Origin of the sequence: Rhodocytophaga aerolata, from assembly GCF_030503435.1 — a bacterium.
GTDB lineage: Bacteria > Bacteroidota > Bacteroidia > Cytophagales > 172606-1 > Rhodocytophaga > Rhodocytophaga aerolata.
On record NZ_JAUKPO010000022.1, the window covers coordinates 21,312 to 41,860 of the forward strand.

The 20,549-nt window shown below is 46.2% G+C and carries 17 protein-coding genes; 11 read left to right on the forward strand and 6 right to left on the reverse strand.

Going from position 1 to position 20,549, the window contains the following annotated elements; translation table 11 throughout:
• The first annotated feature begins 143 nt into the window (after positions 1-143).
• From Q0590_RS25965 to Q0590_RS25990, 6 genes are all read left to right on the forward strand, one after another.
• Entirely contained in the window at positions 144-644 is a 501-nt protein-coding gene (locus Q0590_RS25965) for an acyltransferase (protein ID WP_302040553.1), read from the forward strand.
• Positions 634-1,773, forward strand: coding sequence for a DegT/DnrJ/EryC1/StrS family aminotransferase (locus Q0590_RS25970; RefSeq protein ID WP_302040554.1), 1,140 nt, complete (start codon positions 634-636; stop codon positions 1,771-1,773). The genes Q0590_RS25965 and Q0590_RS25970 overlap by 11 nt, the downstream gene beginning before the upstream one ends.
• A complete protein-coding gene (locus tag Q0590_RS25975) occupies positions 1,758-2,390 on the forward strand; it encodes a NeuD/PglB/VioB family sugar acetyltransferase (protein ID WP_302040555.1) in 633 nt (210 codons plus the stop codon). The genes Q0590_RS25970 and Q0590_RS25975 overlap by 16 nt, the downstream gene beginning before the upstream one ends.
• A gap of 12 nt (positions 2,391-2,402) precedes the next feature.
• On the forward strand, positions 2,403-3,353 hold the full coding sequence (locus Q0590_RS25980; protein WP_302040556.1) for a glycosyltransferase family 2 protein: 951 nt from the start codon (positions 2,403-2,405) through the stop codon (positions 3,351-3,353).
• A 188-nt stretch (positions 3,354-3,541) separates the two neighbouring features.
• Positions 3,542-4,585, forward strand: a complete 1,044-nt coding sequence (locus Q0590_RS25985; protein WP_302040557.1) for a GDP-mannose 4,6-dehydratase — start codon at positions 3,542-3,544, stop codon at positions 4,583-4,585.
• A gap of 3 nt (positions 4,586-4,588) precedes the next feature.
• A complete protein-coding gene (locus Q0590_RS25990; RefSeq protein ID WP_302040558.1) occupies positions 4,589-5,725 on the forward strand; it encodes a DegT/DnrJ/EryC1/StrS family aminotransferase in 1,137 nt (378 codons plus the stop codon).
• A 234-nt stretch (positions 5,726-5,959) separates the two neighbouring features.
• Here Q0590_RS25990 and Q0590_RS25995 read toward each other — a convergent pair whose 3' ends face one another.
• Positions 5,960-6,940: a hypothetical protein gene (locus Q0590_RS25995; RefSeq protein ID WP_302040559.1), complete on the reverse strand. Its 981-nt coding sequence runs from the start codon at positions 6,938-6,940 to the stop codon at positions 5,960-5,962.
• A gap of 871 nt (positions 6,941-7,811) precedes the next feature.
• Between Q0590_RS25995 and Q0590_RS26000 the strand changes: the two genes are divergently transcribed.
• Positions 7,812-8,738 (forward strand): Nif3-like dinuclear metal center hexameric protein, encoded by a 927-nt coding sequence (locus Q0590_RS26000; protein ID WP_302040560.1) that lies wholly within the window; start codon positions 7,812-7,814, stop codon positions 8,736-8,738.
• Between the two features lie 242 nt (positions 8,739-8,980).
• On the opposite strand, the gene Q0590_RS26005 is transcribed toward Q0590_RS26000, so the two are convergent.
• Entirely contained in the window at positions 8,981-10,039 is a 1,059-nt protein-coding gene (locus Q0590_RS26005) for a methyltransferase (protein WP_302040561.1), read from the reverse strand.
• Positions 10,040-10,215: 176 nt separating this feature from the next.
• On the opposite strand from Q0590_RS26005, the gene Q0590_RS26010 reads away from it, so the two are divergent.
• The 4 genes from Q0590_RS26010 to Q0590_RS26025 are packed head-to-tail and all read left to right on the forward strand — an operon-like array spanning position 10,216 to position 15,310.
• On the forward strand, positions 10,216-10,806 hold the full coding sequence (locus Q0590_RS26010; protein WP_302040562.1) for an RNA polymerase sigma-70 factor: 591 nt from the start codon (positions 10,216-10,218) through the stop codon (positions 10,804-10,806).
• Between the two features lie 51 nt (positions 10,807-10,857).
• Positions 10,858-11,829, forward strand: a complete 972-nt coding sequence (locus Q0590_RS26015) for a FecR family protein (protein ID WP_302040563.1) — start codon at positions 10,858-10,860, stop codon at positions 11,827-11,829.
• Positions 11,830-11,857: 28 nt separating this feature from the next.
• The gene (locus tag Q0590_RS26020; RefSeq protein WP_302040564.1) at positions 11,858-14,464 is read left to right on the forward strand and encodes a TonB-dependent receptor; all 2,607 of its coding nucleotides are present in this window, start codon (positions 11,858-11,860) and stop codon (positions 14,462-14,464) included.
• Between the two features lie 3 nt (positions 14,465-14,467).
• Positions 14,468-15,310 carry a DUF4249 domain-containing protein gene (locus Q0590_RS26025; RefSeq protein ID WP_302040565.1) on the forward strand — a complete coding sequence of 281 codons (843 nt, stop codon included), beginning with the start codon at positions 14,468-14,470 and terminating at the stop codon, positions 15,308-15,310.
• A 73-nt stretch (positions 15,311-15,383) separates the two neighbouring features.
• Here the strand turns inward: Q0590_RS26025 and Q0590_RS26030 are convergent, their stop codons facing one another.
• From Q0590_RS26030 to Q0590_RS26045, 4 genes are all read right to left on the reverse strand, one after another.
• On the reverse strand, positions 15,384-16,166 hold the full coding sequence (locus Q0590_RS26030) for a LytR/AlgR family response regulator transcription factor (protein WP_302040566.1): 783 nt from the start codon (positions 16,164-16,166) through the stop codon (positions 15,384-15,386).
• Positions 16,167-16,213: 47 nt separating this feature from the next.
• Positions 16,214-17,338, reverse strand: a complete 1,125-nt coding sequence (locus tag Q0590_RS26035) for a sensor histidine kinase (RefSeq protein WP_302040567.1) — start codon at positions 17,336-17,338, stop codon at positions 16,214-16,216.
• Positions 17,339-17,426: 88 nt separating this feature from the next.
• On the reverse strand, positions 17,427-18,086 hold the full coding sequence (locus Q0590_RS26040; protein ID WP_302040568.1) for a hypothetical protein: 660 nt from the start codon (positions 18,084-18,086) through the stop codon (positions 17,427-17,429).
• Between the two features lie 122 nt (positions 18,087-18,208).
• Positions 18,209-20,377 (reverse strand): TonB-dependent receptor, encoded by a 2,169-nt coding sequence (locus Q0590_RS26045; protein WP_302040569.1) that lies wholly within the window; start codon positions 20,375-20,377, stop codon positions 18,209-18,211.
• Positions 20,378-20,549 lie beyond the last annotated feature (172 nt).

Consider the following 20,549-nt stretch of genomic DNA (forward strand, 5'->3'; position numbering starts at 1 on the left):
GAAAAGAAAAAATGAGTAAAATAGCTATAATCAAGGTAACTTGCCACATTGTTTGGTAGAAAACCCTTGCTAACATCAAACAGGAATAACTATCAAAGAGCATTACTAAATATCAATAAACGCTTGTTGCCTTTTTGCATGACATGGAAATACTTAATATCAACTCCGATAAACAGGTTTTGGTGAATGTACAGGTTGGAAGAGCGGTAAAAATCTACCACTTTGTGAATGCTTATGGCTGTGTGATTGGCGATGGCAGCAGAATAGGCTCCTTTGTGGAAATACAAAAAGGCGTGAAGATTGGCAAAAACTGCAAGATTTCCTCGCATACCTTTATCTGCGAAGGCGTTACAATCAAAGATGGGGTTTTCGTTGGGCACCATGTCTGCTTTATTAACGATAAATTTCCAAGGGCCGTAACCGCTGAGGGTACCCTGCAGACAGAGGCCGACTGGACGCTGCTGGAAACTCTTGTGGAAGAAAGCGCGTCTATTGGTACAGGTGCAACTATTATGGGAGGCATCACCATTGGCCGCAATGCTATGGTAGGAGCAGGAGCAGTGGTCACCAGAGATGTACCAGCTCATGCAGTGGTCGTGGGAAATCCTGCCAGAATCTTAAAATTTTTAACCGATGACAAATAGTTATGACCGGGTAGTTGATGCGCACATTCCTTTTCTGGATTTAAAAAAACAATACCTTCACATTAAAGCGGAAGTGTTGGCCAAAATAGAACAGGTATTAGACAGCACCAGCTATACTGGCGGAACGTATGTAGAAGAGTTTGAGAATGCGTTTGCTCAGTACTGCCAGGTAAACTATGCTGTAGGCGTGAATAATGGAACGTCTGCGTTGCATCTAGCTATGGTAGCCTTAGGCATAGGCCCAGGCGATGAGGTGATCGTGCCAGCCAATACATTCATTGCCAGCGCATGGGCTGTTAGCTACACTGGCGCAACCCCGGTATTTGTCGATTGCCATCCGGGCACCTGGCAGATTGATGCTCAGAAAATAGAAGAAAAAATCACTTCCAGGACAAAAGCTATTATTGGCGTACACCTCTATGGCCAGCCTTTTGACATCGATGCTGTTAAACAAATTGCCCACACGTATAACTTATTTTTGGTAGAAGATGCCGCGCAGGCACATGGGGCAGAGTATAGAGGAAAGCGGGTAGGTAGTTTTGGAGAAATGGCCTGTTTTAGCTTTTATCCTGGAAAAAACTTAGGTACTTACGGGGAAGGGGGAGCCATTACTACCAGTCAGCAAGCCTATGCTGACCATCTCCGGCGTTTGCGCAACAATGGCGCTACAGAGCGTTACTACCACGATGAACTAGGCTTTAACATGCGGATGGGTAGCCTGGAGGCAGCCGTGTTGAGCATTAAGCTACCATATCTGGACGAGTGGAATAGCCGAAGAAAACAGATTGCCCATATGTATCAGCAAGGGATTGTAAATCAGAATATTATCCTGCAACAACAACCGGATTTTGCCCAGTCTGCGTATCATTTGTTTGTAGTGACTACACCCAATAGGGCACACCTGATGCAATACCTGAATGAACGGCAGATTTTCCCGGGGTTGCATTATCCGCTGCCTTGTCATCTGCAAAAGGCGTATGCCCATTTAGGCTATCAGGCAGGCGATTTGCCGGAGGCAGAATATCTTTCAGCCCATTGCTTATCCTTGCCTATGTATGCGGAACTTACCAACATGGAGGTAGAGCGGGTAATTGAGGCATTAAATGGATACATATGTCCAAAAAGTTAATCATCTTTCCTTTTAATGGCAACGGACTGGAAGCCCTGGATGCAGTAGGAGAGCCGTATGAGTTTATTGGCTTTGTCGATGATACACCAGCAAAGCAAGGCAAGCAACCGCAGGGCTTTGAGGTATTTTCCAGAGAGTTGATCCAGCGCTATCCGGAAGCCCATGTCGTAGCCCTTCCTGGAAGCCCGGATACCTATCTTCAGCGCAGGCAAATTATTGCAAGTCTCCAAATTGCCCCGCAGCGTTTTGCCAGCCTGGTGCATCCAAAGGCCACACTGTCAGGCTATGCCTCTATTGGATACAATTCGGTGCTGATGGCAGGAGTAGTCGTAACAAGCAATGCGCGTATTGGAAACCATGTATGTATATTACCCAATTCGGTGATTCATCATGACACCCTGATTGGCCAGTATACATTGATTGGTTCGCAGGTAGTTGTTGCCGGACATACATCCATTGGAGAGAATTGCTATATTGGCAGTGGTAGCCAGGTGATGCATCATATCCGGGTGGGTGAGGGGGCACTTATTGGCCTGGGAAGTACCATTCTGAAAGAGGTTCCCCCCTATGCAAAGATGGTTGGGAATCCGGCCAGAAATCTTAATCAGCCATCATAGCAGTAGTAAACAATGGGGGAGCCTCCGCATATTTCCATTATCATTCCTTTTTATAATGAAGAAGCAACGCTTGAGCATCTGGCAAAAGAACTTTCTTGTTTTGTGGAAGCAAACCCAGGTCTTAGCTTTGAAGTACTCTTAGTCAATGATGGATCAACCGACCGCTCCAAAGAACTGGTGTTAAAAAGCCAATTTCCTAAACACACACGGCTGATTAGCTTATCGCAGAACTATGGCTCGCATGCAGCCTTGCGGGCAGGTATCAGCCAAGCCCAAGGCAGCTGCCTTACCTTTAGCTACGCGGATCTGCAAGACCCCTTATCTACAATTTTAGCCATGCATCAGCAGATGAGCCAAGGCTATGATATTGTGTGGGCCTATAGAAAAAATACCCAGAATTCCCTCCTGGAAAAACTGTTTTCAACGCTCTATGCAAGCTTAATGCGCCGCTATGTCAATCCAACATATCCCTTGCAAGGCTTTGATGTGGTGATGTTTAGCAGAAGGGTTGCCCATGAACTGATTAGGAATGCAGAGGCAAATTCCAATATATTCCTGCAAATCCTGAGCCTTGGCTTTAAAAGCAGCTACTTGTTCTATGACAAAAGTGCCAGAAAAGCCGGAAAGTCTAAGTGGACGCTGGCTAAGAAAATTAAATTGTTGATAGACTCCTTTGTTGCTTTTTCGTTTGCCCCCATCCGGCTGGTATCTTTGGTGGGCGTGTTGTTTTTTGTTTTCGGATGCATATGGACCGGCTATATTATCTTCCGCAAGATTGTCTTTGATGATTTAGCCGCCGGCTGGCCCGCCTTGCTTTCTATTCTGATGATTGGCTTTGGCATTACCAATATATCTTTAGGAATTATTGCCGAATATTTGTGGCGTACCCTGGATGCCAGCCGCAAAAGGCCGGTGTATATCATAGAGGAAATGATTGAGGTAGATCAGCAGGGAAAAGTATGAAAACAGATAAAAGTATAGGGTCAGTAGTTTTACCCAGCAAAGAGCAGCCATTCTTTCTAGCTACTCTCTTTTAGGGCATGTGCTGTAACCATAGATAGGATGCCATTGGTTTTAGCTTGTTGTTTTCCTTACAAAAAGGGTGATCGTTTACTACCTTTGCCCTGCAAGCAAACATAAACGGTAAGAAGATGGAAAAAGCTAAGGTGCTCGTTACCGGAGGAGCCGGTTTTATTGGCTCACATCTGGTAGATACACTGCTCAGTGCTGGCTACCAGGTGAGTGTGGTAGATAATCTGGCTAATGGCTCGATGGCGAACCTAGCCGGAGCCATACCCCATGCACATTTTTCTTTCAGGCAAGCAGATATTTTAGACAGTGATACGTGCCTGGAAATGATGGCAGGGGTAAGCTATGTTTTTCACCTGGCTTGTCTTGGCGTGCGGCATTCGCTGCATAGCCCCCTGGAAAATCACCGCGTCAATGCCGAAGGTACCCTTCGTGTGTTACAGGCTGCCAGGGAACAGGGAGTCAAGCATTTTTTTTATGTATCTACCTCAGAAGTATATGGCCGCACCAACCAGTTTCCTATTTCAGAAGATGCCGCTACCCAGCCACTCACCGTTTATGGGGCAAGCAAACTGGCTGGCGAGCATTATGCAAAGGCTTTTTATGCGTGCTATGGCTTGCCGGTGACTATCCTGCGGATATTTAATAATTACGGGCCAAGAGCCCATTATGCAGGCGATGCCGGTGAGGTTATTCCCCGGAGTATTGTCCGTATTCTCTATGGACAATCACCCTTGCTTTTTGGAGATGGAAGCCATAGCCGGGATTTTTTTTATGTCAAGGACACAGCTCAGGCATTAGCCAGGTTGATACCCCTTGCCGGGGGCGAAAGAAAAGCAGCCATCACTGCACAAACCTATAATATTGGCACTGGCCGCGAATATTCAATGAAAGCCTTGCTCACAACTATTTTAGCCCTTATGGGCAGAGCCAACCTGGGTATAGCCTACCTGCCTGCCCGTCCGGCAGATGTAACCAGGCTTTGGGTAGATGCAAGCAAGTTCTTTGCCCTGACTAGCTTTAGGCCCAGGTATAGTTTTGAAGAAGGCTTGCAAGAGACCATTGCCTATTATGAGAACCTAATGAAAGAGAAAAATTTACTTCAGGCCATCGAGCCCCTAAACTGGGAAAGATCCGGTGAGGGAAGCGAACACCAACAGACATAAGCTATGATACCGATTGCCAGACCCTATGTAACCCAGGAAGATGCACAGGCTGCCTATGATACCATTTTAAGCGGATGGATTACGCAAGGGCCCAAGGTGGAAGCATTTGAAGAGAAGTTTGCTGCCTATACCGGAGCTAAATATGCTGTGGCCGTATCCTGTTGCACAGCGGCGTTACACCTTTCCTTGATTGTAGCCGGTATTGGGCCTGGCGATGAGGTTATCTGCCCGTCGATGAGCTATATCGCCACCGCCAATGCTATCCGCTATGTAGGAGCCTTGCCTGTGTTTGCAGAAGTAGATGCTGCCAGCTTTAATTTATCTTTAATGGATGTACAAAAGCGGATTACGGCTCGCACAAAGGCCATCCTGCTGGTGCACCAACTCGGCATGCCCGCCGATATCGACTCCTTTCAGGCGTTATGTGCTAAACACGGGTTAGTACTTATTGAAGATGCTGCCTGCGCGGCCGGATCAGCCTACAAAGGCAAAAAGATTGGATCTCATTCCCAGCTGGTCTGTTTCTCCTTTCATCCCAGAAAGGTTCTCTCCACAGGCGATGGAGGCATGATTACTACCAGCCAGGAGGAATATTATCTGCGGCTGAAGCGTCTGCGTCAGCATGGCATGTCTGTCAGCGACCGGGTGAGACATCAAGCTAGCCACCTCGTATTTGAAGATCACACAGAACTGGGCTACAACTACCGCCTAACCGATATACAAGCGGCCATCGGCATTGGCCAGCTGGAAAAGCTAGACTGGATGATAGCCGAGCGGCGAAAGATCGCCAGCTGCTATCAGGAGGCTTTTCAAGAAATTGCCTGCTTGCAACTTCCCAGAGAAGAAGCCGGGTATTATTCCAACTATCAATCTTATGCCCTCTCCCTGGGAGCGGATTGTCCGCTGTCAAGAAATGATATCATGCAACAGTTGCTTGATAAAGGAATAGCTTCCAGGCGGGGCGTAATGACTGCCCATAGGGAAACTGCATACGGGGATTATTATCCGGATTTGCATCTACCAATTAGTGAAAAGGCCAGCGACCAGAGCCTGATCCTTCCACTTTTTGTGGGGATGAGCAACGAGGAAATCGGCCAGGTGATAGAGGCTATCAAGCAAATTCTATCAGGTCCGCTATAAGGTATCCCCTGGCTGCTGCCCGGACAGACAAAGCAATACCTGTATAGGTACAGCCTCAACCTAGGTTGCCAGTCAGGTTGAGGCTGTATCTATAATGACTAATGAAAATTCACTATCCAAGAAAAGGCAGGCGTATTCGCTTGCATAAATCTGCTACTGGCCGTGCTATTGAAAAGCTGATGCTCCCCAATTTTTAACTTTTCTTATCTAGCACGCTTATTACCAAGTGCGTAACTACTCGACCACCAGCAGATTGGTAATTGTCTGGGCTGCCGAGTGGTCCTCCCAACTCCAGACAAGTTTGTTTTTGGCGTTGAACTCCACCGCATGCGGACCCGTGCCTATGTTACCATCGCCTAGCCAGTTGGCAACGACAACGTTGCCGTTTTTTGGTACAACGCTGAAACCCGAGAATTTTCTTAGCCTCGCATCCGGATGATCGGCCATGCCACCCCAATACTTAACGATGCTGCCAGTAGGGCTTAGTTGAAGCACTTTGTTGTCATCCTTACCTGGCTCCCACAATTTGCCAATAGGCCCAATCGTAGCTTGCGTATCGCCGTTGCTAAGGCGTTTGGCGACGTAGCCTCTACCACCATAAAGCGACTGCTGCCAAACAATGGTGCCTGTGGCATCAACCTCAAACACATAAAACTTCAACTCATTGTTCATATCACCAGTGAACAAAGTATGGCCATTCGACAGCCGGCGGGCAAGCCGCAGGGTCGTGATGTTGTTGACTGTCACCTTTGAAACTTCCATGCCAGCGCTATTTACTTCTGAAAACATTACTTTGGCGGGTGTACTTCCGGAGGCCGCTATTGACCAGCCAAGCAAGGTATTGCCATTTTCCAGGCGCTGCGCTGTTGAAACACCTGAGTAAGTATCAATTGACCAGCCTTTGGCACCTGTGGTGCGGTCGTATTCAGCGGCCCCATTGCCGTGGCTCACCAGTACCTTATTGTTGGCAACCAACTGCAGATCACGTGATCCGCTAGGGATGGGCACCGTCCAGCTCTTGGAAGGGTGCTTCTGATTGAGGAAGAGAAGATTATTGGAGCCATTGTCGACCATGTAGAGTATGTGTTTGATACCATGGCCGTGATTATAATCAAGATAATCAAGCAGCTCTTTTTCACAGCCTGAAAATACTAATGCTGCTGCCATAAGAAGACTTATAAGCAGTTTTGTAACAAAAGTTGATGGTGTTTTCATATAGGCGAGGTTTTAAGGTGGAAGAGACAAGCAAACCAGAAAGCACAGCATACAAGAGGCAAGACGAGGAACAAAGACAAAAAAGAATCACACGCAAATCTGGGATGGTTGTGATTAACTTATAAAAAAATCAGGCAAACGAATGCCTTTTTGCCTACGATAAGGTATGAAATTAAATTAGAAAAAACAATAGCGCCAGGTTACTTACTCAAGAAATTTAAGGCAGAGAAGAATATTTATTAGAGGAAAAACAATGGAAAGCATATGGCTGGGTTTGTTTACAAATACGGGCATGTGCTGGCATAGTTCGCCAAACCGGGCATACTGTCTTGCACCAATCAATATGGCTGAGTAAATCCCAGTTTATGAACCTTAATATATTCCATACACACAATCTTCCTTATTCATCAGATTTGCCCATTTCTCACCAATATGTGTTTGGTATAGTTTGAAAGAAGCAGGGCAAATAAAAATAACCTCTCCTTATCCTGGTATTACTCGGAAAGCGAATAAACCAGCTACTTTGCTGCACTGAGTAGATCATCTGGTAGCAGGAAGAAACCTGCGCCTTGCAAGGTTGGCTAATAAATCATTTTCAGGGTTGAATGTTCCCTGTGTTCATATGTATACAGAGCTTCTTTTATCTAACAAAATAATCTAAGTTAGCCGGAAAGGAGTCATGTAATGGCTGTTGATTTTTGCGCTAGACCGTAAGAATACCTATCCCTGCTACATACCTTTTTAAATGCGCATAGGCTTTGCTTATATGTTTTATGGGGTAAAGGGATAAGAAAATAGCCTGGCTCGCATAGCGCATGCAAAAACTTACTAATTTTAGTCCTAAAGGCGCTTATATAAAGCCATCTGTATCATGAAGAAGGAAAACAATGCCCCTGTTCTGGGAAGAAGAAAATTTTTAACGACAGCAAGCAAACTCGCACGTACGTCTCTTGCCTTAACCGTACCAGGGCTAAGTCTGGCAGCAAATGCCGGACAGCAGAGAGAGTCCTACACAGTAAAACAGATTATTGATCGCATCTTGAAAGAGATTCCCAATGCCCCCTTTGCTACAACGGTTGACCAATTACGTTCTGGCAGCCTGGACCAGACCGTTACCGGTATTGTTACTACCATGTTTCCTACCCTGGAAGTGATTGAGAAAACGGCTAAAGCCGGAGCCAACTTCATTATTGCCCATGAAACTCCTTTTTATAACAACCAGGATGAAACCGACTGGCTCGCGCAAGACGAGGCCTACCGCTATAAGATAGAACTACTCAACAAACATAAAATTGCTATCTGGCGGTTTCATGACTACTGGCACCGGCACCAGCCAGATGGCATTATTATGGGCAATTTACTTAAGCTAGGATGGGAAAGCTATTATGATGCGGCTACTCCCAGAATGCTTACCTTACCGCAACCGATGACTATCCAATCCGTTGCCGCCCTGATCAAAGCAAAGCTAGGCATCTCAAAAGTCCGCCTGGTGGGTGATGCGGCAGGGCAGTGCCGCAGGATTTATCTGGCTTTTGGGTATATGGACAGCCGGATGCAAATAGGGGCCATCGGGCAGTATAAGCCTGATTTAATTCTTAGCGGCGAAACCAGGGAGTGGGAAACGGTGGAGCGGGTACGGGATGGCTTGCAGATGGGACAGAAAACAGCCTTACTCGTGTTAAGTCACTCGGTAAGTGAAGAAGCAGGTATGGAATATGCAGCAACGTGGCTACAACCTAAGGTTAATGGCATCAAGATTACGCATATTGCTTCTACCAATCCGTTTACCTTTCTATAAGCATTATATAGTTGATTTCACTTGACAGGGCAACTCTTTAAAAGGGGTAATTAGCTAACAAATACCTGCCGATTGGTTTGCGTTTATTAATTCTAAACTGTTTGTGAACTGTGCAAACGTTGCTTCTACGAAAGAGTAGTACTAGAATTATAATATTGAAAAGGCTGTAGGAAAGTTTTTTGAGCCAACTATCGATATATAGAACTATGGCAACCGACTTTTGCAAAGTTTACTACAGCAGCTTACTCGCCTGTATATGCTTTAGACGCAGAAATTAGCCCATATTCCATGAGGGTGGGTACATACTGCTCTTTCACCTCCAAGCCTGCTTCCTTAAGCCAGGCGGCATATTCCTTACGGCTGTAGGCACGGCCTTTTGTGTGCAGAAAAAGCATGGCTGAGTAATCGGTTACAGCAAGCGGTCCGTCCAGGCTGTCATTGAGAAACGCATCATGCACACATAGTTCACCTCCGGGATGAATTGCCTCGGCAAAACGTTTAGCTAACCGGCGGCAAGTAGACTCTGGCCAGTCGTGAAACAGGCTGGCAGCAAGCAGCAAATCCGTCTTAGGCAACTCATCGGTGAGCATATCTCCTGGCTGGAACGCTACACGGGCTTTGACACTTTGGGCACCCGGGCGTCCACTCCTAGAAAAGCTATCGAGCAATTCTTTGGCTACCTCTAGCACAGCTGTGCGATCGAACACTGTAGCCCTGGCAGTAGGGTTTGCTAGCAACCATTCATAGCTGTAATAGCCAGTACCCCCGGCTACATCAAGCAGATGGGTTTTGCCAGGCAATTTTGCTGCTACTAAAGGAGAAAGGTACTGCGCTCGTCCAGCCAGGGCTAAGGTGAAAAACCGGGCACTTTGCGGATCATCCATAGGAGAGGCGGTGTTCCCTTCTTTTACATAGGATAGCCCTATGTTAACATCTAGTGGCCCATCATTTTTTAACCGCTCAACCATTTCTAGGACTCCTGCATCATTTTTCTCAAGGCCTACATAGCCAGTCAGGTTTGGTGAAGAGGAAACGAGCAAATATTTCCCTAAGGGAGTAATCAAGAGTTTATGCTCACTATCGAAAGCCAGCAGTCCCATGGCGCAGAGGGCAGGAAAGAGCACCATGGCCGGACGCTGCTGAAGACCTAGTTGATGGCGTAGCCCTTCTATAGAGAGTGGCCCTTTTGCTAAGCACTCAAAAACAGGTAAATGGTGAACGGCAGCTATAAGCAGGCGCGAACTTGCCACTGCCCGAAGGTGCCTGGTTATAGGAGCAAGGTCTAGGAGAGGATATTGCATAGGTAAAAGTAAGGGAATTCTTGCAGATCGGTAGGTTATCGAAAGAGAACTTTGCCCATAATACTGGATCTGACCAACAGAAGCTAAAATTTTATATAGAAATTTTTTTCTCCCATAGGTGAATGGCTCGCCTGAGCTGTCATAGGAATGATTTGTGAATTTTTGCGGTTTTTTCCATGCATACACTCTCTGATAACGTATCTGATGTCAAGCTACTACGCCTTTTGCAGCAAGGCAGAAAAGATGCATTTGAAGCTTTATTCAAAAAATACTACCATCCTTTGTGGCGCCACAGTGTCAAGTACCTCCACGATAGCCATATGGCAGAGGAAATTGTGCAGGAGTTTTTTATTTATCTGTGGGAAAACCAACAAACGCTTACCTTGCCAAATTCGGTTGCAGTCTATTTTCATGTGGCTATCAAAAACCGCTGTTTGAACTATTTAAAAAAGAAAATTCATCTGATGATTCCTATTGAAAATACGACCGATATCCTTGGGTATGAACCCGACCAGTTGATAGCAGAGGAGCTCAGTGAGGCAATGGATGAAGCCATAAACAAACTTCCGGAAAAGTGTAAACTGATTTTTTTGCTAAACCGTCAGTCCCATTTTTCTTATAAAGAGATAGCCGGGCACCTGGCCATTTCTATTAAGACTGTAGAGAGTCAAATGGGTATTGCCCTTAAAAAACTGCGGGAACACCTGCTCAAACATGGCGTCAGGCTGCTTATATGGATGCCTATGATCAAAGAAACTTTTTTTTAAAACTTTTTAAGGGTAGCCTGCCGCTTTGTTGTCCTCACAGAAAACAAAGCCATGAAAGAGGTAACCTGGGCATTGATAAGCAAATACCTGGCAGGCGAATGCACGCTTGGGGAGAAAGAGCAGGTAGACACTTGGCTACAAGCATCCAAAGCGAACAAAAAATACTTTGAGCAAGTGAAGCTCCTATGGGAATCGGCTGGTGAGCAAAAAACACTAGAAGAACCTGACCTGCAACTTGCCTGGCGTAAGGTCGATAAAGCCACCAGGAATAAGGTAAGCAGACCCCTGTTCAAGCATTCCCTGCAACTGGCGGCCTCGTTTCTGCTGATAACTGCCTTAGGTCTGCTGCTGTATTTTTATCTCAATCACCACCGGCAACTAGTCGCTATCACAGGGCAACAGGAGAGAAAAGAAATACGGCTTCCGGATGGAAGCCGTATCTGGCTAAATGAAAACTCTAGGTTAGAGTATCCTGAAACATTTAGTGGGGATATACGCGAGGTACGGCTGATAGGAGAAGCATTTTTTGAAGTGGCCCGAAAGCAGGAGCAGCCTTTTTATGTACATACGGGAAAGAGTGTGACCCAAGTACTAGGCACCTCTTTTAACATCCGCGAAAATGGGGGACAATCCATAGACATACACGTAGTATCGGGTATTGTAGCTTTCTATAATAAAGCGGCCGCGGCAAATAGCCTCCGGCTCCAGGCAGGCGAAACTGCAAACCTGGAAGCCTCCTCTCTGCAACCGGTTAAGGGGAGAACTAGGGATACAAATTTTCTCTCCTGGCATACCCGTACATTAAGTTTTAAAAACTCAGCCTTACAAGAGGCGATTCCACAGCTGGAAAAATTCTACAGGAAACAGATCATACTTGAAAACAAAGCCTTGCCTGCGTGTCTGCTTACCTCATCCTTTGAAAAGCGCTCGCTAGAAGAAGTACTTCAAACCCTGCAAACCATATATGGCCTCCGCTACCAAATAAACGGAGACACGGTTTATCTCTCTGGAGGAGGATGCTAGCTTTTAAAATCAATATCACATGAAATCTATGAGAATACTGCAAAAAGGCCTGCTTTTAGCCTTTACACTATTTTTCTGCCTGCCCCTATGGGCGCAATCCATTCTGGACAAAAAAATCAGCTTGCCAGGTGCAGAATTTAATTTAGAAAGGGCGTTGGAAGAAATAGGCAAAAGAGCCGGTATCCCCATTGCCTTGAGTAGCAGCCAGCTTCCTGCCCAGGCCAAGGTGCGTTTTCCTTCTGCCGAGATCAGTGTCCGGGAGGCCCTGGATATAAGCCTGCAACATACTGGCCTAAAGTATGCGTATCTTAACGGGCAGATTATTATCTCTAAAAGGGCTGGGAAAGGAAAAAAAGCAACTGTTTCCGGATATATCCGAAGTGCAGAAACTAACGAGAACCTGATTGGAGCCAATATTTATAGTGCTCATCACCAAACCGGCGCAAGCAGTAATGCCTATGGGTTCTATAGCTTTACCCTTCCTGCGGATTCGCTCTACCTGCGCTATTCCTATGTGGGCTACCAAACACATACCGTTCCGCTGCTGTTGAATGGGGATACGGTGATCAATATCTACCTTAGCCAGCTGAGTTTACAGGAAGTGGAGGTGCTTTCTTCCAAGATGGAAAGCCCTACGCAACTGTCTACCACTAGCCGGATGGAAATACCTGTGGAACGAATAGAAGCCATGCCTGCCTTTTTTGGGGAAGTAGATGTGCTCAAGTCTATTCAGTTTTTGCCTGGCGTACAATCCGGGATGGAAGGAAGTACCGCGCTGTATGTGCGGGGGGGCGGGCCAGACCATAACCTGATCCTGATAGATGGAGTGCCGGTGTATAATGTCTCCCATCTGTTTGGCTTTTTCTCTGTATTCAACTCAGATGCCATTAATCATGTAGAGCTATACAAAGGCGGTTTTCCGGCACGGTATGGCGGCAGACTGTCTTCTGTGATCAATGTAACCACGAGAGAAGGCAATAATAAATCCCTGAAAGGAGAGGGCTCCATTGGCCTTATTTCCTCCAAGCTTACACTGGAAGGACCGATTAAAAATGAGAAAACCTCTTTTCTTGTTTCTGCCCGCCGCACCTACCTGGATGCGTTAGCGCGGCCACTAATCAGCTTGGCCACTCCCCATACTATGGGCTATTTTTTTTATGACCTGAACGGCAAGATTAATCATCAGTTCTCGCACAAAGACCGGTTGTATTTAAGCGCTTATCTGGGAAATGATAAGTTGCGCTTAAAATTCAATGACGTATTTGCCGAAGGCAAGCGCAGTTCAGATGATGGCTTGCGGTGGGGAAATATTACGTCTGCTTTGCGCTGGAACCATATTTTTTCCAGCAAGATGTTCAGCAACGCGATTCTCACCTACAGTTCGTACGATTTTAGCTACTTTTCTATCTTAGACCAGCAGATACTTTCCGGGCCCTATCAGAGCAAAACCTCCTCTAACGACAAGTATTTGTCCGGCATCCGCGACTGGTCGCTGCGTACAGAGTTTGAGTACTTTCCTTCAGCCAGGCATGCGATCCGCTTTGGAGGGCAGGCCACGGCACATGCCTTTTCCCCTGGCGCTTCTCGTCACCGGCAAACCAGTGAACAGGTAACAGAGATAGACACGGCTTTTGATGGGTCAACCATCCATACCTCAGAATTTGCCCTATATGCCGAAGATGATTTTTCCCTGACAGAGCAGCTAAAAATGAACTTGGGGGTGCACGGCTCAGGCTATCAAACAGGGCCTTCTTTTTATACGTCTCTGCAACCCAGGCTATCGCTACGCTACTTACTGCGGCCGGATTTTGCGCTCAAAGGCTCCTTTGTCACCATGACCCAATACATCCACCTGCTGACAAATTCTGGCATTGGCCTACCTACCGACCTGTGGGTACCTGCGACAAGTAGAATAAAGCCACAGGAGTCCAGGCAATGGGTAGCCGGCTTATCCAAAGACATAGGTCCTTCCCTGGAGGTGTCTTTAGAAGGATATTATAAATCTATGAATCATGTTATAGAGTTTGCCCCGGCCACCGGTTTTTTTGAGGCAGATACAGACTGGGAAAGCAATATTATCTCTGGCAAAGGAGAAAGTTATGGCCTAGAGGTGTTGCTGCAGAAAAAAACGGGCCGGTTAACTGGATGGGCCGGCTATACTTTATCAAAAACCGACAGGCAGTTTGCTTCCATTAATAAGGGTAAGAAATTTCCCTACAAATACGACCGCAGGCACGATGTAGACCTGACACTGTCCTATCAACTTAAACCACATATTCAGATTTCAGGCAACTGGGTGTATGGAACAGGCAATGCTGTTTCCCTGCCCTTACAGCGATACACTTCTGCTTTTACACTCTATAACAGGTATAGCCGGGAAGTGTACCAGTATGAGGGCCGCAATAACTTCCGCATGAAGCCTGTTCACCGGATGGATCTGAGCATCAGTTTTAGTAAGCAAAAAAAATGGGGAGAGCGCAAATGGATAGTCTCACTCTATAACGCCTATAGCCGCATGAACCCCTTGTATTATACAGTAAGCACGGATTATTCCGCTGGCCTGGCAAAGAAAAAATTCATCCAATACAGCGTGTTCCCGATTATTCCCTCCCTTAGTTATCATTTCAAATTCTAAAACATGAACCTATTCATCAAGTATAGTTTTGGTTTGCTCGCTATACTATTGCTGCCTGCCTGTGAAAAAGAGATTGATCTGGCTATTTCCGGGCAGCCCCAACTCGTGGTTAACTCCCTGTTTACTCCCGATAGTCTATGGTCGGTCCATGTTTCTAAAAGTGTGCCGGTAGTTTCCCCGAATCCCCCTTCTCCAGTTAACGATGCTACTATCCAGCTGTTTGAAGACGGTGTTCTGCTAGAGGAGCTAACGAGAGGCGTAAATGGCTTATATACCTCCACTACCCATAAACCTATGGTGGGTAAAACCTACGAGCTGCAGGTAAGAGACCAGGCTTTAGGGCAGGCGACGGCCAGAGAGCGCATGGAGGTGGAGAAAGTAGCTATTGTAGATGCCCGCTACGTAGCTGTGCGGGATGCAAAGCATGAGTACCCAGTTAGCGTAAAAGTGAAAGATCCGGCAGGCGTAAGCAATTTTTATGTAGTAAAGGTCTACGGCGTAGAAGAAAAAGGAGACATCTATATAGCCGATACCAGGTCAGATGATCTAGCTGCTTCCAGCAAAGAAGCCTCTATTACCGGGATTGGTTTTTCAGATGCTTTGTTCGATGGCAAAGAGTATAGCTTACAACTAAAGCTGTTTTACGGCTATCCTAAATTAATTATCGAATTGCAAAATGTTTCTCCGGCCTACTATCAATACCATTACACGCAGCAGCTTCAGGGAAAGAATACCAATGATCCTTTTTCCACTCCCACGGAGGTATATACGAATATCAGCCAGGGCTTAGGCATCTTTGCTTCGTATCAAGCAGATACCATGCATGTGCTGCCAGAGCAAAAGTAAAAGAGCCGTGAATAGTATGTATCCAGAGGCCATTATTTTCTACTACACGCGCAAATTATTGCAGGCCTATACATCAGATCTCTAATAAGGCTCTAACTTTGTCTGCATAACTTAACCCTGTGGTGATTTTGGTAGGAGTCTTGGTATTCATCAGCAACAGATACCTTCCACTAAAATACTTCTGGATTTCTTTGATAAAATGCTGATTGATGATTACCGAGCGGCTGGCCCGAAGGAAATAGGAAGGTAATTTTTCTTCCAGGGCACTTAGCGTATAGTCAATCAGGTACTTTTTATCATCGGCTGTATGCAGATACACATATTTGTCTTCGGCCTCAAAATAGGTAATTTCTTCTAGCCGGATCAACAGGATGCGCTCACCCATTTTCACGGGAATAGACATCAACTCTTTTTTAGGTTTTAGCTGCTCAATCACTCCGAAGAGTTGCTGGGTATAGTCTATGGTTGTATTGCCGGCTCTGCGTTTTTTCAGCTTCTCTATCGTAAGCAGCAGCCGGTCTTTTTCAATAGGCTTTAGCAGGTAATCTATTGAGTTTTCCTCAAATGCCCGGATAGCATAGGCTTCAAAAGCGGTGGCAAATACGACAATGGGCATATAGGGCAACCGGGCCAGCATCTCAAAGCCATTGAGTATGGGCATTTCTATATCTAAAAACAGCAGCTCTGGCTTTAGTTGCTCTACTGCTTGTAGTCCGTCTGTTCCATTATAGGCTTCACCGACAATCTTAACCGTTTGCGGATAGTTTTCCAGTAACCGGGCCAGGCGTTTAATGGCCAGTTTTTCATCATCTATTAATAAAGTAGTGTAAGGCAGCTGTGTTGTAAAGGGTTGCATAGATAGGATTGCATGAGTTAGGGTGCATATTACATACGGGCTAAAATTTATCGAGGCTGCCGCTGCAGGGGTAGAGCCGGCGTATCTGCCGGCATGGTTTCCTTTACTAGCCTTGCCGTGATTTTTATATGTTTATAGGGCTCACTAATTAGCTCCATGCGGGCATCCTCCCCGCAGAGCATCCGCAGTTTATCCGAGGTACTCTGCAGGCCATAGCTTGTGTTGAGCTGCTCTGGAAACCTAGGGCCGTTGTCATGGATACTAATTGAGAGAAATCCTTCTTCCCGGCAAATCTGCAGCCGGATCATACCTTTACCGGCAATTTTAGAGATGCCATGTTTAATTGCATTCTCCACTAATGGTTGCAGCAGGAAGCGGGGGATCAGGTAATGATCCAAACCTTGCTGGGCATACTCAATTGCATACGTTAGCCTTTCATCAAAACGAACTTTCTCTACTTCCAGGTAGGTGCTCACCATTTCGAGCTCTTCTCCCAGGGTATGAAAATACCCGCTTTTGACACTTGTACTATAGCGGAAAAACTTGGAAAGCAAAATAACCATTTCTTCGGCTTTATCCGGATTAATATGGACCAGACTGGCGATGGAGTTAAGCGAGTTATAGAGAAAATGCGGATTGATCTTGGCTTGCAGGGCTTCGAGTTCTGCTTTGGTTTTTAAGCCATTCAGCTCAAGCAACTGGTATTCCTGTTCAGAGATTTTACGGGTACGGTTCTGCTCGCGGGTAAGGTAGAAAAAGAAAAAAGAGCCCACCATAACAGGGTGTAAGACGAATAAAAGATCACTGAGCAAAAATGTTTCATCGCCTTCGCTCATTCCCATGATACGGTTGGCCAGCAGATAAAAGATAACAAAGTTTAGCCAGTAGTTGAGGAAAATGATGCAGGCATTTAAAAAAAAATACTTCCAGGCCATCGACTGATTCCAGGAGAAGATACGCTGCACGAGCAGGATGCTCACCATGATGATCAGCCCATTGCCAAAGGAGGAAACAAGCGCTAGTAAATAGCGGTTGCCATTGCCTCCGGTGTTGTAAATAATGACCATACTCAGGTGCGTAAACCCTGAAAGGGCAAGCACCATCATAGAGGCAAACACAAACTGCAAGAGTAAGGCAGAAGGCCTGTTAAAGCTTGAGAATGGTACGGGCATGATCTTCTAGGTAGCAAGGTTAGGGCCGCCCCTGACCGGAAGTAAATCCGGCAAGTGGCACGCTATACTTAAATGTAAAAAATACCTGTCAATTTCCACAACCTTGCACAAGGTATTGGGCATTTTTTATTCCCCAGTCTGGGCTAATGGTAGAGCTGGGTTTGAAACGCTCATATTTCTCTAAGGCGAGTTTTAACTTAGGACAAGCGGTCGCCTTGCCACCTCCAAAAGCCTCAGGCATATGGTATAACATCTGTCCTTCCAGCAGATAGATTCTGGGATTGTCCGGGTTTAGTTTCCTTGCCTCTTGCAAGGCATCTGTAAAAATACCATTATAGGTCATATAGCGGCTCTGGCCATCAATGGCAATCCGGCTTTGGGCGGCATAGGCTTTGAGTACCAGTAGTTCATCATTATGGGCATTAATAGTTTCTGCCTGTTGGAGAAACTTATCCGCCTGATCCAGGTAGAGATCTTTGCGCATGGATTCTTTCTCTAGAAAGGACATATGGATGTAACAATACGCCCCCCAGTAGGCTGGAAGCCACTCTTCGGGTTCAGCCGCCGCAATGCGCTCCAGCCGGTTGGCTGCCTGTTGCAAAGATTCCAGCGTCTCGCTGCTTTTGATGGACACTAGCACGGATTCCATGGCTTTGGTAAACTTTTCGTCAGCAGCTAGTAGCTTGGTCAGGCAAATACTAGTCAGGCATATAAGGATCATCAGCGAACAAACAATTAACTTTTTCATCGGTTTATATAGCGTTTAGTGGAAGACAGTTTATTGGAATAGAGGTTAGTAAATGATCGTTTAATGGAATAGAGTTTCGTAGAAAATGGGACTAAGGGAATAGGAATACTTACTATGCCTGATTAGTTATCAAATCCGGCACCGATGGAGATGAACATGCCCAGGAAAATAGTCCTGTCTGTGGGCTGTCCTATAGAGATGCGGCGGGTGCCATCTGCGGAGTAGCGGTAGCCAAATACATTTTTGGTGCCTGCTACATTGTTCACCGAGAAAAACACCACAGTGAAATTTCCCCGGATCTGCGTTAAATAGGAAATATTTATATTCAGGCTGTGATAAGGTTTGGTCCGATCGCTTAAAAAGCTATCCGCATGGGGATTATAATAGGGCCTGCCACTGGCAAAGTTGTAGGACACGCCAACTAGGCTGCTGATGGCCGATACATATTTTTTACTTACGACACTCAGGTTATGTTTGGAAGTAAAAGTAGGCATGGCGGCTGAAAGGAAATTCTGGTAGTGGCGCTTGGTATCAAGAAACGAGTAGGACACCCAGTAATCTATATCTTGCAGGCTTTTTTGATCACGCCAGAACAGATCCAGGCCTTGTGCATAGCCCTTTCCACTGTTATCGGTAAGGCCACTTGGCTGCCGGTGATAAGTAGGGTCGAAGGGTAACTGGCCCTGTTCTTTTACTAACTGAGAATAGTCTTTATAATAGGCTTCAGCCCGGAAGGTTCGTTTGTTTTTGATGATCTGGTAATTTAAGATCACATGGGAGGCTTTCTCAAAATCAAGGTTTTGATTAGTAACTAAATAACGGTTCTCCGGACTCTGATAAAATTGTCCGTACGCCAGCGAAACCTGGCTATAGTTTCCGGTTTTATAGGCCAGAGAGCTGCGGGGGGCTATATTTGCTTTCTTCAATAAGGATGAATATTCCGCCCGGAGTCCGATTCTGGCTGCCAGCTTACGGGTCAGGTAGATATCACTTTCTGCAAAGGCCGCGGCATACGTATCACTTAACCGGTTACTAAACCCGTTAAAGCTATCGCCAAAGCTGTACTGATGTATTTCTGCCCCGGCAAGCACCGAGGAGCCTTCGCCTATGCTTCTAGAGATAGTGCCTCTTGCTTGCGTACGCTGCTGGTAACGGGTAATCTGGTCTTGATTCAGGCTGATTGCATCGTGGTTATAGCTATAGGAAGCCCCGCCGGTAGCGATCCATTTGCCCTCCCCCAAGGCCTGCTGATAAGAACTGTTGATGTAGAGATGATTATTATCCATGCCAAAGGTGTTTAGCCCATCGATGTTTTCAAAATCCCGGTACCTTAAGGCAGAAGAAGACCAGGAGTAATTGGAATGCACTTTCAGCATCGCGTTATTGCTTGGTTTGTGTTTGAAGATGAGAGAGCCACTCGCAGAGCGGGGTATTTTTGGCCATTCCATATTTTGAGGCATAGCCTTAAACAATAGCCCTAGGTGCGTGTACATGCCCTCAGCTACCAGCGAGGTGTTCTTCCAGCGCTGCGTTTTGGTTATATATCCCCCAGCAGCCATTAAGCCAATATCGATCTTGCTGCTATCTGGCAGATCTTTGGTGTTGAGCACGAGCAGGGAAGAGAGCGCCTGTCCATACTGGGCAGAATAGCCACCTGTGCTGAACGAGGTGCCTTTAAATAAAGCCGGCGAAAAGCGGCTGCGTTGCGCCACATCTGGTGTTGCGCTGTAAAAGGGATTTTCCACCAGCGTGCCATCTATAATGGTTTTGGTTTCCTGCGCGGAGCCGCCCCGTACAAACAAGCCTTCTTCATTTCCTACCCGCTGTGCGCCTGGCAGGGTTTGCACCGTCGCGGCAATATCTGCATTGGCGCCGGCGGTGGTGAATATATCAATGGGACGCAAGATCGTCGTTTTTCGCTCATCGCTGGCTTCAAAGGCTCCTGCTGTAATCACTACCGTATTGAGCTCGTTTCGCTCTTCTTGCAGCTGCAAACGAAGCTCTATACTTGCGCCGTTGAGCTCAACAGGCTTTTCCACTAGTTTGTATCCGACAAAGGTAGCGGTTAGCAGATGTGATCCTTTTTCTGATGTGCGGAAGCTGAATGTGCCTCCCGCATCGGTAGAGGTGCCATCGTAGGTATTTTTGATGTAGACATTCACGCCTGCCAGGGCCTCGCCCCGGGTATCGGTAATGCTGCCTTTTATCAGTGTCTGTGTTTGTGTCTGCGGCTGTGCCTGAGCTGTATGCAGGATCAGTCCAAACATATATAGAAGTAGCGCTTTTTTCATCTGGATGAGGTATTACTCTTTAAGTCAAAGTAAAATCATCCAACCTGCGAATACATTGTTTTTCTGACAAACTAGCAAAGCATGGGGATAAACCGCTAAAATTTTGGAGTGAAAGCAAAGGAGTTGAAGCAAATGCGTAGGAGCAAAGCCATACATTCAAACTAGTATCAGA

What these genes read in the sequence shown, in the direction of transcription:
- Q0590_RS25965 (WP_302040553.1), top strand. Translation starts at nt 144, where the DNA reads ATGGAAATACTTAATATCAACTCCGATAAACAGGTTTTGGTGAATGTA.
- Q0590_RS25970 (WP_302040554.1), top strand. Translation starts at nt 634, where the DNA reads ATGACAAATAGTTATGACCGGGTAGTTGATGCGCACATTCCTTTTCTG.
- Q0590_RS25975 (WP_302040555.1), top strand. Translation starts at nt 1,758, where the DNA reads ATGTCCAAAAAGTTAATCATCTTTCCTTTTAATGGCAACGGACTGGAA.
- Q0590_RS25980 (WP_302040556.1), top strand. Translation starts at nt 2,403, where the DNA reads ATGGGGGAGCCTCCGCATATTTCCATTATCATTCCTTTTTATAATGAA.
- Q0590_RS25985 (WP_302040557.1), top strand. Translation starts at nt 3,542, where the DNA reads ATGGAAAAAGCTAAGGTGCTCGTTACCGGAGGAGCCGGTTTTATTGGC.
- Q0590_RS25990 (WP_302040558.1), top strand. Translation starts at nt 4,589, where the DNA reads ATGATACCGATTGCCAGACCCTATGTAACCCAGGAAGATGCACAGGCT.
- Q0590_RS25995 (WP_302040559.1), bottom strand. Translation starts at nt 6,940, where the DNA reads ATGAAAACACCATCAACTTTTGTTACAAAACTGCTTATAAGTCTTCTT.
- Q0590_RS26000 (WP_302040560.1), top strand. Translation starts at nt 7,812, where the DNA reads ATGAAGAAGGAAAACAATGCCCCTGTTCTGGGAAGAAGAAAATTTTTA.
- Q0590_RS26005 (WP_302040561.1), bottom strand. Translation starts at nt 10,039, where the DNA reads ATGCAATATCCTCTCCTAGACCTTGCTCCTATAACCAGGCACCTTCGG.
- Q0590_RS26010 (WP_302040562.1), top strand. Translation starts at nt 10,216, where the DNA reads ATGCATACACTCTCTGATAACGTATCTGATGTCAAGCTACTACGCCTT.
- Q0590_RS26015 (WP_302040563.1), top strand. Translation starts at nt 10,858, where the DNA reads ATGAAAGAGGTAACCTGGGCATTGATAAGCAAATACCTGGCAGGCGAA.
- Q0590_RS26020 (WP_302040564.1), top strand. Translation starts at nt 11,858, where the DNA reads ATGAGAATACTGCAAAAAGGCCTGCTTTTAGCCTTTACACTATTTTTC.
- Q0590_RS26025 (WP_302040565.1), top strand. Translation starts at nt 14,468, where the DNA reads ATGAACCTATTCATCAAGTATAGTTTTGGTTTGCTCGCTATACTATTG.
- Q0590_RS26030 (WP_302040566.1), bottom strand. Translation starts at nt 16,166, where the DNA reads ATGCAACCCTTTACAACACAGCTGCCTTACACTACTTTATTAATAGAT.
- Q0590_RS26035 (WP_302040567.1), bottom strand. Translation starts at nt 17,338, where the DNA reads ATGCCCGTACCATTCTCAAGCTTTAACAGGCCTTCTGCCTTACTCTTG.
- Q0590_RS26040 (WP_302040568.1), bottom strand. Translation starts at nt 18,086, where the DNA reads ATGAAAAAGTTAATTGTTTGTTCGCTGATGATCCTTATATGCCTGACT.
- Q0590_RS26045 (WP_302040569.1), bottom strand. Translation starts at nt 20,377, where the DNA reads ATGAAAAAAGCGCTACTTCTATATATGTTTGGACTGATCCTGCATACA.